The organism is Salmonella sp. SG203 (assembly GCF_013350575.1).
In the GTDB taxonomy this organism is placed as follows: Bacteria; Pseudomonadota; Gammaproteobacteria; order Enterobacterales; family Enterobacteriaceae; genus Salmonella; species Salmonella enterica.
In genome coordinates this window covers 1-16,523 of the sequence record NZ_SNMT01000027.1, presented here as the reverse complement: position 1 = coordinate 16,523, position 16,523 = coordinate 1, and the positions used below count along the sequence as shown (strand labels likewise).

Sequence of the window (16,523 nt, the reverse complement as noted above, 5' to 3'; positions counted from 1 at the left end):
ACAAACCGTAGCGTTAATTAAAACTATAGTGGGTGCAGGGGCATGAATAATCATACTAAACGACGGGGAATAGCATTAACCGTCTTTCTTGTCGGGGTTAACATCCTGGCCTGGATTTGGGCGTTCTGTGTTTTTCATCACCATGCCGTCATGCTAAGTGCAGCCATACTGGCGTATAGCTTTGGGCTGCGTCATGCGGTTGATGCCGATCATATCGCAGCCATCGATACCGTCACCCGTAAACTGATGCAGCAGGGTAAAACGCCTTTAGGCGTGGGGGCGTTTTTTTCATTGGGTCATTCGACCATTGTCGTTCTGGCATGTCTGGCGATTGTTGTGACGTCGATGGCATTTCGCGATCGTATTGATGTTTTGCATCAATATGGTTCGTTGATTGGTACGGCTGTTTCCGCTTTTTTTTTGCTGGCGATGGCCCTGCTTAACCTGTTTATTTTGTTCAACGTCTGGCGGCAATTTCGCTCGGTTACCCGCGGCGAGTCAGTGAGGGCGCATGACGAGGCGATACCTGGCGGGCTGATGACGCGTATATTTCAGCGTACGTTTCGTTTGGTCACTTCCAGTTGGCATATGTATTTTGTCGGTTTTCTGTTTGGTCTGGGATTTGATACCGCAACCGAGGTTGGGTTGCTGGGCATTTCCGCTTCAGCAGCCAACCAGGGGCTATCTCTCTGGTCGATGATGATTTTTCCTGTGCTGTTTACCGCCGGGATGGCGCTGGTGGATTCCCTGGATAACTTTGTCATGGTCGGCGCTTACGGTTGGGCTTTCTCGCATCCATTACGTAAGCTTTATTATAATATGACCATTACCGCCGCATCCGTCATTGTCGCGCTGGCGATTGGCGGGCTTGAGGCGCTGGGGTTGATTGATGATGCGTTACAGTTAAGCGGAACATTTTGGCAGACCGTAAGCACGCTTAACGATCATATGGGGAACGTGGGCTTCTGGGTAGTGGGGGCTTTTGTGCTATTCTGGCTGCTCTCGTTGTTGAATTATCGCTGGCGCGGCTATGATAAAATCACCCTCAATACCTGATTGATTTCTGTAAAAATAGCATTTCGGCAGTGGTGTCATATCATTGCCGAAGCATTTTATCTCCTGAGAGTATATTCTTCCCGGTAAGTGCGTTATTTTTCATGCTTGCCTTTCGTTATCAATTTAAGCAATCCGATATAACATACAATACCAAAAATAATAATAACAGTTGTATACCCAAGAATCAGCCAGTCTGCATGTGTCATAATATAATCCAGTTATCAGGTATCCCGTGTTAAGGCGATCTTTAAGCCTGTTGTCAGCAAGAACCACTGTACCCGTTCAGTGCTGTTGGCAATAACGTATTGTTTATGCACAAGAGCGTTGTTACAAATAACGTATACATTGAGCATAGACCCCACCCGCATTTTTGTAATGCCATAAAGCAAGGCTACTCCTTTAATCTACTGACTGTATGCCAGGCCAGAAGAGATAAAAGGGTAGTTGTCATCATCATCTGTTCCTGACGCCAGGTTAATGACACACACATATGAAAATGTATAACCGCTGCACGCTTTTTAGCACGTTATCTGTAACATACCGTGTTAATCAATTCCATAAAACCGAGTATAGTGTAAGTGAATTTCGAGTAATTGTCATTATGATTATATGGTGGTTAACTTATTTTTCAAATTATGATTAAACTTTCGTTTTTTATCAGTTCATCAGGACTTATGAAAAATCTGGACGTAAAAAACATATTTACGTCCAGGCTTTCTTTTTAGCAAATCGATTTTCCGGTAAAATAGGGGGTCGACCACATGCGCTTATATTCCCATTCAGGCCTTAGTATGCCGATGGAAAAAAGTAATTTTTTTTGTCTTTCCTGGCAGTAATGTCTGGCACGGTTAATATTTAGCCACATTAGTATGCTGCCGGGACTGAGTGGCCTGAACTCATTTTTAATTGCACCATTAGATACGTCAAAGTAGACGTTCATCTGGCTTTCAGATTTCAGTACGATATCAAATGCACAGGGTATCCCTTCAATATAAAGAATATGCCCAAACAGAAGGTGATGCAGTTGACTAAAAAAGTTGGTAAGGTTATCAGCGGGATAGCAGGATGAAGTATTGCCGAAACGAGACCGAAATAACTCGATAAAAATATGAGTCAGTTCATCAGAAGAACAATCAGCAACGCTTTTTACACTTCCGCCTTTTTTAAGAAACCGCTGATATTCATTACGGCGTGTTTTTTCAAACTTAGAAGAGAACGTTTCTTTGACCAGACAATTTTGTTTCTTTCTGGCGAGTTTCCATATGGCATTGCGTATTTGTGGCTGATGCAACGCCGAAAGTCGGTTAGTACGATCGGGCAAGAAGCAGCGTAAATCTGGCGCCATCGGAATAAGTATCTCATCTGACGATAGCGGGAAGGTTCTGCGCGTCAGGATGCCAATATTCTGATCATTACAGATAAAGTAGGCGCCTTTAATCTTATCATCTTCTTTATAGTGGAAGAATTTAAAATGCCAGTTATAGCGCTTCATGAAATAATCCACAATATCTGGGTGCATATTGATACTACCGCCGTATTGCGTAAACACCTCCCGGTATAGGGAAAAGGAAGACGGTTGCCAGCGGGTTAATATACGCTTAACTTCTTGTATTTTCACCAAAACTCCTGACTTAGCTTACTGAAAATTCTATTTTGTATTATTTTTTCGCTCAACCAAATAAAAAAGTGAAAAATGTTTAGCTTGTATTTAATGGTTAACATGCTAATCGATGGCGTTATGGTGAAGGGAATAAGATTAAGATGTTGATCATAGCATGAGTGAAAGCGACGGTTTAATGCCGCGCTTTTCACTCGCAAGCCATTCTGTATTTAACCATCCAGTAGCGATACAGATTTCAAAGAGCTCCGCTGAACGGTAGCAGGATCTGCACATCCGCGTATGAAATAGTTCTACCGGGAGAGGCTGTTAACCTCTTGTATTATTGTATCCAGAATATGATAGCGTTTCCGATACTCTGCGCGTTTTTTGCTGGGGATACTTTCAGGCGCTTTACGCATCACCTGTGATGGCAGATGATATAAGGCACCTTTCTTAACGCCGTTTAGCGACTCCCAGAATTCACTATAGCTGGCCACAAAAGTTTTTTTCTTCTGGAATAAGTACCGGAGTTGACGATAAACATGGTTGTTTTCACTTACCGCATAAATCTCGTCGACATTACAGGCCTGCATCAATGTCGCAAATGCTTCATACAGCATCCGTTTAGGAAAGAGACCGTAACAATCTTTGGTGGCGTTACGTATGACTTGTGGGCCGACATGTTTACTGGGCCCTTGTAACCCGGCAACCAGCGCTATTTGCTTCCCTTCATGGCGGATAAAGGAAAATGATAAACGTGCCAACGGCGTATCATTGAAACACAGCGTTAATGTCAGTTCACCTTCCCTGTCATAGCCACAGGGACCGCAGTAGATATCTACCAGAGCGCCGTTTTTTCCTTCCAGGTGAGCGAGTAAGATTTGTTCCTCGGACAGGAGGATCTTTTTAATTTTACTTTCCGGAAAGGACTGAACGAACTGGTAGTGTTCCAGAATAGCTTTTGCCCGGCAACGTATGCTAAGCCCGGTATACAAATAGGGCCGCTGGATTTTTGCCGGCAACAGTGGACGATGAATAATCAGCGTTCTGGGCTGAGACAGATGGCATAATTCATTGAAGTATTTAATTGTCGTTACGGGGTTAATAAGGCAACGTAATAAAAATTTATAGCGAAACTTACGCTCTCCCCAGCGTTTATGGCGATAAGGCGTCTGCGCCATGACTTCTTTTAACATTAATAATGGATTATATCTTTCCATATCACTTTGCTGCATCGTCATACTACGGCTCTACTACTCGATAGACTTATAACCGAGACGGTAGCCTGATTGAGTTAAACGTAAAGGCAACGAAGAAGGTCTGTACAGACGATGTTGTTAAACAGTTTATCAATGGCGGTAATAAAACGCCTGAACACGCTTTTTAATAGTTTTTCTGCTAATGAGTGGGATGAGTCCTGAACGTAGTATTAAAACGAATGCCGTGTTTATTATTTTAAATGATGTTTATACTCTAAATAATTCGAGTTGCAGAAAGGCGGCAAGCGAGCGAATCCCCAGGAGCTTACTAAAGTAAGTGACTGGGGTGAGGGAACGCAGCCGCAGCACATGCAACTTGAAGTATGACGAGTATAAGCCAATATATTTATTTGGCTGGTATTGTGTAAGCCAGACAGCAACGCGTCGTGATACGTTATTATGTAACCAGACGTAAAGGGGGTATTCACCTTATCTCTAAATGCAAATCTATATGATAAATTTTATCATGCACTGTGTTGCTGTCTCTGGGAGAAAATATATGGAGCGTTCACTCGATAGTCTGGCTGGTATGGCTAAATCTGCTTTTGGCGCGGGGACTTCTGCTGCTATGCGGCAAGCTACCTCGCCCAAAACCATTCTGGAATATATCATTAACTTTTTTACCTGTGGTGGGATACGTCGGAGAAATGAAACACAATATCAGGAATTGATAGAGACTATGGCTGAGACATTGAAAAGTACAATGCCTGACAGAGGTGCTCCGTTGCCAGAAAACATCATCCTGGATGATATGGATGGGTGTCGTGTCGAATTTAATCTTCCTGGTGAGAATAACGAAGCTGGACAAGTTATTGTACGAGTCAGTAAAGGCGACCATTCTGAGACAAGAGAAATTCCGCTTGCCTCTTTTGAAAAAATATGCCGAGCTTTACTATTCAGATGCGAATTTTCTCTCCCTCAGGATTCTGTAATATTAACTGCCCAGGGAGGCATGAATCTTAAAGGCGCTGTCCTTACCGGAGCAAATCTGACGTCAGAAAATTTATGTGACGCAGACTTAAGCGGCGCAAATTTAGAGGGGGCAGTGCTGTTTATGGCGGATTGTGAAGGTGCAAATTTTAAGGGCGCAAATCTATCGGGAACATCACTAGGCGACAGTAATTTCAAGAACGCCTGTCTGGAAGATAGCATTATGTGTGGCGCTACCCTCGATCACGCTAATCTTACTGGCGCCAATTTACAACACGCGAGTCTGTTAGGCTGTAGCATGATAGAATGTAATTGCTCCGGTGCAAATATGGATCACGCTAATGTTTCAGGCGCAACCCTTATACGTGCCGATATGAGCGGTGCGACATTACAGGGTGCTACTATAATGGCTGCTGATATGGAAGGCGCTATCTTAACCCGGGCAAACCTGCAAAAGGCGAGTTTCATTTCTACGAACCTGGGCGAGGCTGATTTGTCTGAAGCTAATTTAAAAAATACCAGTTTTAAAGATTGTACACTAACCGATTTGCGTACTGAAGACGCCACAATGTCTACGAGTACACAAACACTCTTTAACGTATTTTATAGTGAAAATATTTAGCCCTATTTGACGTAAATCTGAAATAAAAGCAATGTAAGAATAACAATCTGCTACTGAATAGTAGCTGGGAGTAAATTATTTACAGTATCTTTTATTATTACAGGAGTATGCGACGGTAAAAATATCTGAATAACTATTTCTATTTTCTCAAGTAGAACTTCCAACTAAAGTGAATTGTTTGAAAAGGAAAACGTTATGCCTGGATGTATAAGTGCCTGTTCGTGCGTTGCCAGCCCGACGCCTCCCGATCCTAAGGGCCCCCCCGCGCCTAAATGGATAGAGTTAAAAGGTTATTGTGTTACATGTACTAGTCAGGAGGATATTCGTCCACCTAAAGGGGGTGAATCAAAGCAAAAAATGACACCCAGCGAGTTAGTGCTGTTACGAGGTCTTTTAAAAGATCTGGGGGTAACACAACATCCCTGGCAAGACCCGACAGTAAAATCCACTAACTGTGGGTTGCCATTTTTCCCGGTAGATCCTGGGGAACGAGAAACCGATGTTTGATGGTTTTCAGTCTGCAAAGCGCCTGATAAATATTACCAGGCGCTTTGTATTTTGGCGCCAACATCACTTTCATCGTCATATATCGAATGACTACAATCGTATCCGATCCCACCATTACCCAGACGGAAAGTCGCTGGCAAACTGTAAGAATGGTTCGCCGTCGGCAGGGAAGCGGCGGTGAACCCTGAACCGTGCTATACCATCTTACCTGGGTGTTTCTTGTGATTAACGATCTGAAAAATAGTTTTATTTTATCTATTTCTGTTTTGTAAAACCTCCGTTCAGTAGGCGCATTATGCCCCCCTTCCCGGATTTACTGGCAAAGCGGAGCCCGGACAGAGAGTCATATTGCAAAATCCCGTTTCCGTTTTTTTATTACCAGATTTTTGTGGTCGAAAGATTGCCTTTTCCTTAATTGAATGATAATTATTATCATTAGCATATGATAATAATTACTATATAGACGTAACCTGGCAAGGATGTGAGCTTGAGGGCAACAGCGCTACTTTAGACATTATTTAGGGAATGGGTATGAGAGTTAAGAAGTTCATCTGGTTAATAACCGTGGTTTCTACAGGGGTTAATAGTCCATTATCAGCAGCAGAATCTACTGACGACAACGGCGAAACGATGGTGGTTGAATCCACTGCCGAGCAAGTATTAAAGCAACAGCCGGGCGTTTCGATTATTACTCGTGACGATATTCAGAAGAATCCTCCCGTTAACGATCTTGCCGATATTATTCGTAAGATGCCTGGGGTTAATCTTACCGGCAATAGCGCCTCGGGGACGCGCGGAAATAACCGACAAATTGATATTCGTGGTATGGGGCCGGAAAATACCTTAGTGCTGATTGACGGCGTGCCGGTGACGTCGCGAAATTCGGTTCGCTATAGCTGGCGCGGAGAACGCGACACCCGTGGCGATACGAACTGGGTACCGCCGGAGATGGTAGAACGTATTGAAGTTATCCGTGGGCCCGCCGCCGCGCGCTATGGCTCCGGTGCCGCAGGTGGGGTGGTGAATATCATCACCAAACGTCCGACTAACGACTGGCACGGTTCGCTGTCGCTCTATACCAACCAGCCGGAAAGCAGCAAAGAAGGTGACACCCGGCGGGGTAACTTTAGCCTTAGCGGCCCGTTGGCTGGTGATACGTTGACGATGCGCCTGTACGGTAATCTCAACAGAACCGATGCCGACAGCTGGGATATTAACTCCTCCGCCGGTACCAAAAATGCCGCCGGACGGGAGGGGGTCACCAATAAAGATATTAATAGCGTCTTCTCATGGAAAATGACCCCGCAGCAAATCCTTGATTTTGAAGCGGGATACAGTCGGCAGGGGAATATCTATGCCGGCGATACGCAAAACAGTACTTCGAACGCGGTTACTAAAAGTCTCGCGCAGTCCGGGCGGGAGACCAATCGCCTGTACCGGCAGAATTACGGTCTAACTCATAACGGCATCTGGGACTGGGGGCAAAGCCGCCTGGGGTTCTACTATGAAAAAACCGATAATACCCGCATGAATGAGGGACTCTCCGGCGGCGGCGAGGGGCGTATTACCAACGACCAGACGTTTACCACTAACCGCCTGACCTCGTATCGCACCAGCGGCGAGGTGAATGTCCCGGTGATATGGCTATTTGAGCAAACGCTCACCGTCGGCGCGGAATGGAACCGCGATGAGCTGAACGATCCTTCCTCTACCAGTCTGACGGTTAAGGATAGCAATATCGCCGGGATTCCCGGTTCGGCGGCTAACCGTAGCAGCAAAAATAAATCGGAAATCAGTGCGCTGTACGTTGAAGATAATATCGAACCCATGGCCGGTACCAATATTATTCCGGGTCTGCGTTTTGACTATTTGAGCGAATCCGGGAGTAATTTTAGTCCCAGTCTTAACCTTTCCCAGGAGTTAGGTGAATACGTCAAGGTGAAAGCCGGTATTGCCCGGGCCTTTAAGGCACCGAACTTGTATCAAACCAGTGAGGGGTATTTACTCTATTCGAAAGGCAACGGTTGTCCAAAAGATATTACGTCAGGCGGCTGTTACCTGGTCGGTAATAAGAACCTCGATCCTGAAATTAGCATCAATAAAGAGATCGGGCTGGAATTTACCGTAGACGATTACCACGCAAGCGTCACGTATTTCCGTAACGATTATCAGAATAAGATTGTCGCAGGTGATAAGATTATTGGCAGAAGCGCATCTGGCGCTTATGTATTGCAGTGGCAGAACGGCGGTAAGGCGCTGATTGAAGGTATTGAAGCCAGCATGGCTGTTCCGCTGATGCCGGACCGTCTGAACTGGAATACCAATGCGACTTATATGATCGCTTCTGAGCAAAAAGATACCGGTAATCCCTTATCGATAATCCCGAAATATACGGTGAATACCTTCCTCGACTGGACTATCACCAGCGCGCTCTCCGCTAACGTCAACTGGACGTTATACGGCAAGCAAAAACCGCGAACACATGCGGAGTCGCGTAGTGAAGAGACCAAAGGATTGTCCGGGAAAGCGCTGGGGGCTTACTCACTGGTCGGCGCTAACGTTAACTACGATATCAATAAGAACCTGCGTCTTAATGTCGGTATCAGCAATATCTTCGATAAACAGATCTATCGCTCCGCCGAAGGGGCAAATACCTATAACGAACCGGGGCGGGCTTATTATGCCGGTGTGACGGCCTCGTTTTGATGGGTTATGCCCGCCGCTGGCGGGCATATTCTGGCGACGGGTTAATGGCAGCGTGGTTCTTGGCTTGCCGGTTCGCGACTGATATCCAGCAATGCACTACGAAAAGAGGCGTTAAACATGGGCCCGTGGCCCAGGCCCGGGTAATTCTGCAGGGCCGCGTTAACGCCGTTGTTCTCAAGCGTTCTCACGGTCTCCTGAACTTTTTGCAGGAGCTCGGCCATCTGGCGTTGCCTGCTATCCCCATTCGACGATGAACCTTCCATTATAATGAGTTTTTTATGGCAGAACGGCGACGGCTTCACTGCCGTAAGGCGATTCAACAGGGCAAAGTTATCCCTGCTGAGTGACGGGCTGGCGCTGTAATAGATATGAAAGAAGGATGACGACAGCCAGGAGTCCAAAACGAACAGGCCGCCATAAGAATGTCCCCATACCCCGCGCCGTTCGGGGTTGATGGTTATTCCTTGTTCCACCTGCGGCGCGATATGTCTCTCCAGTAGCTGGCGGAACGCTGGCCCGCCGCCGGTTTTACGATGAAAACGCGGGCTATTTTCACTGTCATCGCGATCGATTCCCGGCGCCGGCGTATAGTCATAAGCTCTGCCGTTAAGATCAAACGGCAGGTTAGTCTGATAGCCAATCGCCACAATCACCGGCGGCGAGTGGTCTGCCAGCTGTTTGAGCAGCGTCTCCGGCAGTCTGTCCATCACTGCGTTGCCGTCCAGCATATATAAGACAGGATAACCCGATGGCGGGGCGGCTTTATTGGGGATAGCGGTCCATACCCGGTAATGTCTTGCGCCATCGGCAGATTGAAAGTCATTGACCCTAAAATGGTAATATCCCGAACCTTTATCAGCGATATTCGGCCCTAATGGCTGCATATCCGGCTGCGCATAACTCAGCGCGCTAAAACAAAAACTCACTAAAAATAGCGCTATGCGATAGCACTTGTTGTGGTACTGGCGACCATACATCGGATGTGATTCCTTTTTGGCAGGTGAAGTTTTATCGGGGCAGTAGACGTAATCCGTCAATCAGCGCGCCGCGCCACCAGGCATAATCGTGACCGCCGGTGTACACGCTGCAATGGCTTTCAACGCCGGCGGCGCGCAATTTTTCATGCAACTGTTTGACCTGCGGGACCGTCGAACCTTCCAGCGATCCCACGCACAGATGCGTACGTACGGCTGGCGAGGGCGCGGATAACACATGTTCGCTGACCCATGAGCGCTCTTCTGCGCTGAAATGGGGCGGGCGATTGCGGTTGTCCGGCGTCCACCACATTGAGGGGGAGTGGCTCAGCACCAGGCCGAAGCTCTCTGGCGCGTGGCGGGCCGCCATCAGCGCGGTCACGCCGCCGAGGCTTTGCCCTGCCAGCACCGTTTGTGTACGGTCCGCCCACTGTCGTTCCGGGTATTTGGCGCGAAGGGTTGGCAGCAGGCGTTCGGCAATGTCGAGCACCAGCTCGCGGCGACCGCCGAGGATTGCGACGCGTTCACCCGCGTTGATGTTATCAATGCCGAGTACGGCCACCGGCGCGATGCGTCCGCTGCGGATGGCGGCGTCAATGGCGGCGCTTACCCCAAGATGGTCGAACCAGATCTCGCCATCCGTGAGTACCAGCAAGCCCAGCGGTTGTTCGACAGGAACGTCAGGAAGATACAGCCGCACACGGCGACGTTGTCCGGCGAGCCGATGCTCTGAGGTGAAAAGCTGCCCGGCGTAAGCGCGACAGCCTGACCACTCCTCCTGTGCCGGGGCATGATCCAGCGCCAGAACGGATTCCTGCGCATTGCCCCGAACATTTATTCCCGGCGCGCTGTTCAGCGGATCCGCCTTCCCCACAAGGGAGGCGAAACGGCTTCCAAGCTGCAACACCGTCTCGTCCGGGGTTTCCGGTGGTATTTCGACCATCGTATAGGAACCGCAGTAGGACGCCGGTAAGCGAAGCGTCAGATGCCAGATATCCGTTGTGGGCAGTTGCGTCATCATACCTTTCGCCACGTTATCTTTATCGGTGACACGGTTCAGGCGAACATAAACCCCCCGCAGAGGAGAGGCGGCACGCCACAGGAAGGTGACTTCCCGTTCATCGTCTGCGCCGTTAATGGCTGTCACCAGCGGCAGCGCGAGCGAGTTTGCTTCTCGCCAGAAGTGAGAAGCGTCAACCTGGCTTCCGGCGGCGAGTTGACGGCGAAGGCGCGTAGCGGTCTGTATAGCGACAGGAGCGACGGGCGGGCTCAGTCTCATTCTTTGTATTCCATCTCATTTATATTTCGGTCAGTACTAATAGCTAAAGCGGCTGTTACAGGAACAGCCGCTTGCGGGCTTTCTTTTGCGTAAATCGTGGCGATAAAAACTATCCCATGACCTCTTCTTGCGTATCGCGTGTCTGGCCGACGCTGTCCCGCCACAGACGAGCATACAGGCCATGAGTCGCTATCAACTGCTCATGGCTGCCATATTCAGCGATACATCCTTTATCGATTACGACAATAACATCGCAACGGCGAGCGGTGGTCAGCCGGTGCGCGACGATAAGCGCGATGCGTTTCTCGGTATGCGTCACTCCGGTAAGCGAGGTTATTAAGCGCTCCTCGGCGCTGCGGTCGATACGCGCTGTCGCCTCGTCGAGCAGCAGAATGTGCGCCTGTGCCAGTTGGGCGCGGGCGAGGGCAATCAACTGACGCTGGCCCGCGGACAGATCCGTGCCGCCGTTATTGACCGGAGTACGAAACCCCAGCGGCAGATGTTGCACAGTTTCAAAGAGTCCCGCCCGTCGCGCCGCGTTCTCCACCTCCGTGTTGCTGCTGTCTGGCCGCGGATAGCGGATATTTTCGGCAATATCGCCGCTAAATAATGCGACATCCTGAGTGACCAGCCCCGTCTGGCGACGATAATCACTAAGCGACGCGGCATCAATTAAGCGCTCACCGACACGGATTTGCCCGCTACCGGGAGAGTAGAGTCCGGCCAGCAGCTTGATCAGCGTCGATTTGCCGGCGCCGCTACGTCCGACCACCGCGACTACCGTTCCTGGCGGAATGGTGAGCGAGAGATTATCAAGCACAGGTTGCGTTTTTTCGGGATAGCGGAATGTCAATGCCTCCAGACGTAGCGCGCCGCCAGTGTCAGGCGTTATGGAGGACGGTTCAATATTCTCCGTTTCCTCAGTCGCCAATAGCGCATTGATATGTTTGCCGCTGGCGGTTGCCTGCTGCCAGGAATCAACAATGCCTGACAACTGCTGTACCGGGCCATAAAATTGTCCCAGTAGCAGGAAGAACGCCGCCAGTATCCCGGGCGTCATTTCGCCTCCGGCGACCCGGGTCGCCCCGATTAAAAGCACGGCGGCATAGGCAGCCTCGGTGCAGAAGGTCAGGAACGGAAAATAGACAGCAAGGTATTTTTGCGCCCGCACGCGGGTGGCGCGGAAGTTATCTGATAACGCCCGTAGCCTGGCGGCTTCCTGCTTCTGTTGGCCGTGTGACTGTACTACCCGCATACCGGAGACCTTTTCCTGAAGCGTACTGTTCACCTTACCAATTTCCAGCCGTGCCTGAGCGTAGGCAGGCGAGCTCAAACGGCGGTAAATCCACGTCGCCAGCACCACTACAGGCACGGCGCTTAATGCCGTTAATGCAAGAATGGGGTCAAGCCAGAACATTGCCGCGGCGATAGCGACCATCGTCACGATGCTGGTGGCCGCGCTGGCAAGACCGTTTTGCAGAAATCGGGCGAGTGAATCAACATCGACGGTCATGCGAGTAAGACGCGAGTCGATGTGCTTCTCGTGCCAGGGAAGACTCAGGCGTAGCAGGTGGCTGAAGCTGCGTAAGCGTACCGTATGCTGTACCGACTCTGCCGCGCGGGCGGCGAAGATCGTTTGCAGCGCATAGCAGCACCAACCAATCGCCACCAGACACAGCGCGAGCAGAGCGCATATGCCAATAGTCGACATATCCCCTGCGGCAACGCCTGAGTCAATACCGCGCTGCAAAAGCACCAGCACGCCAACGCCTGCGGCGGAATCAAGCGCGATAAGCAGGGCGGCGATGACGAACATCCAGGCTACTGGCGTCAGCAGCGATGAGACTTGACGCCCGTGGCCTGCCAGCGCCATCTGTACGGCGCGTTCCGGAACGCGCGTCATTCGGTCGACAAAACCTTTTCCAGCGGGTGTCTGGCGCTCATGCGCGTCGTCGGATTTTACCGCCTGCGTTGTTGGCCATAGCTCACGTTGTTCCGCCGGGGCGAGGGCGAGAAAATCCCCCTCGCCGCTCATCAGCGAGCGAAACGTCGGACACCTTGCATCCAGCTCCGCCTGGGTACCGATATCCACGACGCGGCCTTTATCCAGTACGACGATCCGATCGGCTAACTGCAGTGTTGAACGGCGGCGTGCAATCACCAGCAGCATATGCTCATTATCGGCATAACGACCAAGAGTCGTATTAATTTCCGCTTCAGTACCGGCATCGACCGCCGAGGTGGTGTCATCGAGAATCAGCAGTTCCGGCGCGGTAATCAGTGCCCGGGCTAGCGCAATACGCTGGCGTTGGCCGCCGGAGAGGTTGCTTCCGCGTTCGGCCAGTCGGGTGTTGAACCCCTGCGGTAGCGCATTGATGAACCCGCTGGCGCCTGCGGCATCGGCGGCGCGTCGAATGTCGTCCTGAGTCGCTTGCGGGTGCCCATAGGCGATGTTTTCCGCCACCGTACCGGCAAACAGAAACGCGTCTTCAAACACTACGCCAACGCGACGACGAAGCGCCGTCAGTTTCAGGTCGCGAATATTCTGTTGACCCGTAGTGGTGTTGAGCCACACCCCGCCGGAGGTGGGATCGTAAAAGCGCGCCAGCAACATCAGCAATGTTGATTTCCCGGAGCCGGATGCGCCAACCACCGCCACGGTTTCACCGGCGTGAATGGAAAACGAGATCTCATTGAGGATACGGTTACCGTTGTCGTAGTGGAAACTCATCTTCTCCACGTCCAGCCCGATAATCTGACCTTCAACCGACTCAGTACCGTCTTCCATGCGAGAACGCGTGTCGATAAGCGCGAAGACGCGCTCCACCGACGCCTGTGTGCGCTGTGCGATAACCAAAAACGATGCCAGTACGCGGGTAGGGCCGGTCAGCATAGCGAGAAAACTCGCGAACGCAACGAAGGTTCCCAGATCGATGCGCCCATTCATTACCGACCAGCCGCCATAGCACAGCAGGACGATTTGCCCTATCACCGGTAGCGCCAGCATGGTTGCGCCCGGCATCGCCTGCGAGATAGCGGCGCCGATGCGTACCCGCACCATCTGCCGCGACTGACCATCGAGCCAACGCGTTTCGCGCAACTCCGCCACGCAGGACTTCACCACTGAGATCTGTTCCAATACTTCGCGCATATGTTCCGTCATGTGCGCCAGCCGGTCTGAGGCAAGCCCCGTTTGCGCGAAAACACGGCGACGGGCGCGCAGGGCGGTAATGGCAAGGGCGGCCAGTACGCAAATCACGATAAGCGTCATGGATGGCGACATCCATAGCATCACCGCGATACCGGCCACATAGTAAGTGAGCACCGCCAGCGGCACCGGACACATCTGTAGCAAGGTGTGTACCTGTTGAAGATCGCTGTTGGTACGCGAAATGACCTGCCCGGTACGCAAGGCGTCCTGGCCTGCGCCGTCCAGTTTTTGAATACTGTCGAACGCACGGCTACGTAACGTATGCTGAACCCACAGCGAGAGTTCCCCGGCATAGCCGCGGCGCACGTAATTCCCGATAAAATCAAAAAGGGCAATTAACAGCAGGCCGCAGGCAAGTAACGGCAGGCGGGTCGTCTCGCCTGCTATTGCGTCATTGACGGCCTGACGCGTTATTAGCGGCGTCAGCGCAGCCAGTAAAATGGTCGATACTGATGCTACGATGACAATGATGCTCAGTGTTTTTCGTTCCCAACACACGCGGGCAAGGCGAACTATCCAGGCACGAGCGGGCATGGGGGAATGAGTCGCGGGCATTAAGCCTCCTTATCGGTGAAAGATGAGTTATGGCGACACAGTCTGGGCTCAGCCGCCATATTGTCATTGCGCTGCCGCGGTTAGCCGTGTTGCAGCATGGCGATCAGTTTTTTTGCCACCTCGGTCGGGCAAGGCTGGGCCGCCATTTCCGCCGCGACCTCCTGCGACGCCTCGCGAAGCGCGCGATTACCGAGGAAGGTATTGATCATGCTGCTCGTAAGCCCGCTCTTACCGGGAATAATGCCGCATCCGCGCTCGACCACGGCGCGGGCATTGACGGGTCTGTCGGCACCCTGGCCAAAGACTATCTGCGGAATGCCGGCATGCAGCGCCGTCAGGGTGTTGCCTGCGCCGCCATGGTGGATAAAACCGTCGGCGCCGTTAAGGAAAACGCCCATCGGAAGCCAGTCGACCAGACGGACATTCGGCGGCAGCGAACGTAAATCCGAGCGGGCGTTTGCCGGAAGATGCAGGATGATTTCGGCATCTACTTCGCCGGCAGAATCCATTACCCAGGAAATCAGATCCAGGCCATCCACCATCGGTTTGACGGTGCCGAGGCTAACCAGAAGACGCTTGCGATCAGGTGTACGTTCCCACCATTCTTCCCAGACGGCGCCGCCGTTATACGGGACGTATTGCATGGAGATAACCGGCTCTCCGTCATTTTGCAGTATGCTCATGCTGGGCGGTGTGACGTCTATCCACGCCAGATCTCTTGGTGGCGCGCTGACCCCATGGCGGCGGTAGGCGTTAGAAAGTGATTTCGTCACGCCTTTGATGTGCCAGGGCGTATGACCGAAGCCGACGGTTTGCATCACTACTGGAATGTCATACTTAGCGGCAATCAGTGGTCCAACGACCCCAAGGGGAGGATAGACGATGAGATCTGGCCGCCACTGTCCGGCGAACGCGACCAGCGGGTCGGTCATCTCTTCGCTGAAAAATGAGAAGTTCCCCATTTTTGTTCCAATGTTATTTTCTTTTCGTAATGCCTCCTGACGGCGATAACCCGCTTCCGAATCGAAACCAGGCGCAGCGTCAAATACCACCAACCCAGCTTCTGCTGCTTTCTGTGCAAATTTTCCACCGCTTGCAATCAGCACTTCATGGCCATTAACACGAAACGCTTGCGCCAGGGACAGCACAGGGTATAGCAGTCCATACAGTGGTGGACCGACAAACAGAATACGCATGAGAAATCCTCTCTCTCCACGTCATAAATCGAACAAGTCGCTAATGAGAATGATAATAATTACCAATATCATTTGAAGAATGCAATAACAAATACGACCCTTGATCATGTGATGATTTTTTGCGTAAAAATCGGGAAAGAGGAGAGCGTTAAGCGGTGAAGTTTGGTTTCAGGCTTATTTACGCGCGTATGGTCGCAAAGGCAAAGCGCCAGGATTGGGGAACTGGATTCGCATACCAGACGCCCGTGGATTATTAATGATAACTTCGCAAATAACCTTTCAGACAATGAGGTAAACGTACCAACGGCAAGGTAACGGGAAACGTAGGGAGTAGTATTGATAACGCGTTGCGGGGCAATTTACTGGTGTCCGGCGGCAGATCGTGTTCTGTGTGGACTTTCCGGCGTTAAATCCCGTATCACCTGCGAGCCTGGACTATCTCTGTGGTATCAACTCTGTAGTAATTTTGTCCCCTTCGTCTTCATTAACCAATGAAACCAGCTTTAACGTCACCGTTCGAATGTTGCGAACGAACAGCTCCTTATGCGGATATCGTCACCGCTCTGCGATTTTTATAGCGCATCAGCCACACGATTTATTGGTTCTTGAAAACCAAGGTTTTTGATAA

General features: G+C 50.7%; 10 protein-coding genes. 4 read left to right on the top strand and 6 right to left on the bottom strand.

From position 1 onward, the window contains the following. Positions 1-42 precede the first annotated feature (42 nt). The gene (locus tag HV477_RS24055) at positions 43-1,056 is read left to right on the top strand and encodes a HoxN/HupN/NixA family nickel/cobalt transporter (protein WP_001059351.1); all 1,014 of its coding nucleotides are present in this window, start codon (positions 43-45) and stop codon (positions 1,054-1,056) included. 721 nt (positions 1,057-1,777) lie between these two features. Here the strand turns inward: HV477_RS24055 and HV477_RS24050 are convergent. Further along, the gene (locus tag HV477_RS24050; RefSeq protein ID WP_024797803.1) at positions 1,778-2,674 is read right to left on the bottom strand and encodes an antimicrobial resistance protein Mig-14; all 897 of its coding nucleotides are present in this window, start codon (positions 2,672-2,674) and stop codon (positions 1,778-1,780) included. A 293-nt stretch (positions 2,675-2,967) separates the two neighbouring features. Beyond that, a complete protein-coding gene (locus HV477_RS24045; RefSeq protein WP_000178734.1) occupies positions 2,968-3,897 on the bottom strand; it encodes a VirK family antimicrobial peptide resistance protein in 930 nt (309 codons plus the stop codon). A gap of 517 nt (positions 3,898-4,414) precedes the next feature. Between HV477_RS24045 and pipB2 the strand changes: the two genes are divergently transcribed. The 3 genes from pipB2 to HV477_RS24030 all read left to right on the top strand — a co-directional run bounded on the left by pipB2 (position 4,415) and on the right by HV477_RS24030 (position 8,680). After that, positions 4,415-5,467 carry an SPI-2 type III secretion system effector PipB2 gene (gene pipB2, locus HV477_RS24040; protein WP_001670212.1) on the top strand — a complete coding sequence of 351 codons (1,053 nt, stop codon included), beginning with the start codon at positions 4,415-4,417 and terminating at the stop codon, positions 5,465-5,467. Between the two features lie 174 nt (positions 5,468-5,641). Further along, positions 5,642-5,974: a hypothetical protein gene (locus HV477_RS24035; RefSeq protein WP_077463764.1), complete on the top strand. Its 333-nt coding sequence runs from the start codon at positions 5,642-5,644 to the stop codon at positions 5,972-5,974. Between the two features lie 531 nt (positions 5,975-6,505). Continuing rightward, a complete protein-coding gene (locus HV477_RS24030; protein WP_275888378.1) occupies positions 6,506-8,680 on the top strand; it encodes a TonB-dependent siderophore receptor in 2,175 nt (724 codons plus the stop codon). A gap of 41 nt (positions 8,681-8,721) precedes the next feature. On the opposite strand, the gene HV477_RS24025 is transcribed toward HV477_RS24030, so the two are convergent. From HV477_RS24025 to iroB, 4 genes are all read right to left on the bottom strand, one after another. Further along, positions 8,722-9,657, bottom strand: a complete 936-nt coding sequence (locus tag HV477_RS24025; protein WP_079899038.1) for an alpha/beta hydrolase — start codon at positions 9,655-9,657, stop codon at positions 8,722-8,724. A 31-nt stretch (positions 9,658-9,688) separates the two neighbouring features. Continuing rightward, a complete protein-coding gene (locus tag HV477_RS24020) occupies positions 9,689-10,933 on the bottom strand; it encodes an esterase family protein (RefSeq protein WP_079899039.1) in 1,245 nt (414 codons plus the stop codon). Between the two features lie 109 nt (positions 10,934-11,042). Beyond that, entirely contained in the window at positions 11,043-14,699 is a 3,657-nt protein-coding gene (iroC, locus tag HV477_RS24015) for a salmochelin/enterobactin export ABC transporter IroC (protein ID WP_079899040.1), read from the bottom strand. Between the two features lie 80 nt (positions 14,700-14,779). Continuing rightward, entirely contained in the window at positions 14,780-15,895 is a 1,116-nt protein-coding gene (gene iroB, locus HV477_RS24010) for a salmochelin biosynthesis C-glycosyltransferase IroB (RefSeq protein WP_001221110.1), read from the bottom strand. Between the last annotated feature and the right edge of the window lie 628 nt (positions 15,896-16,523).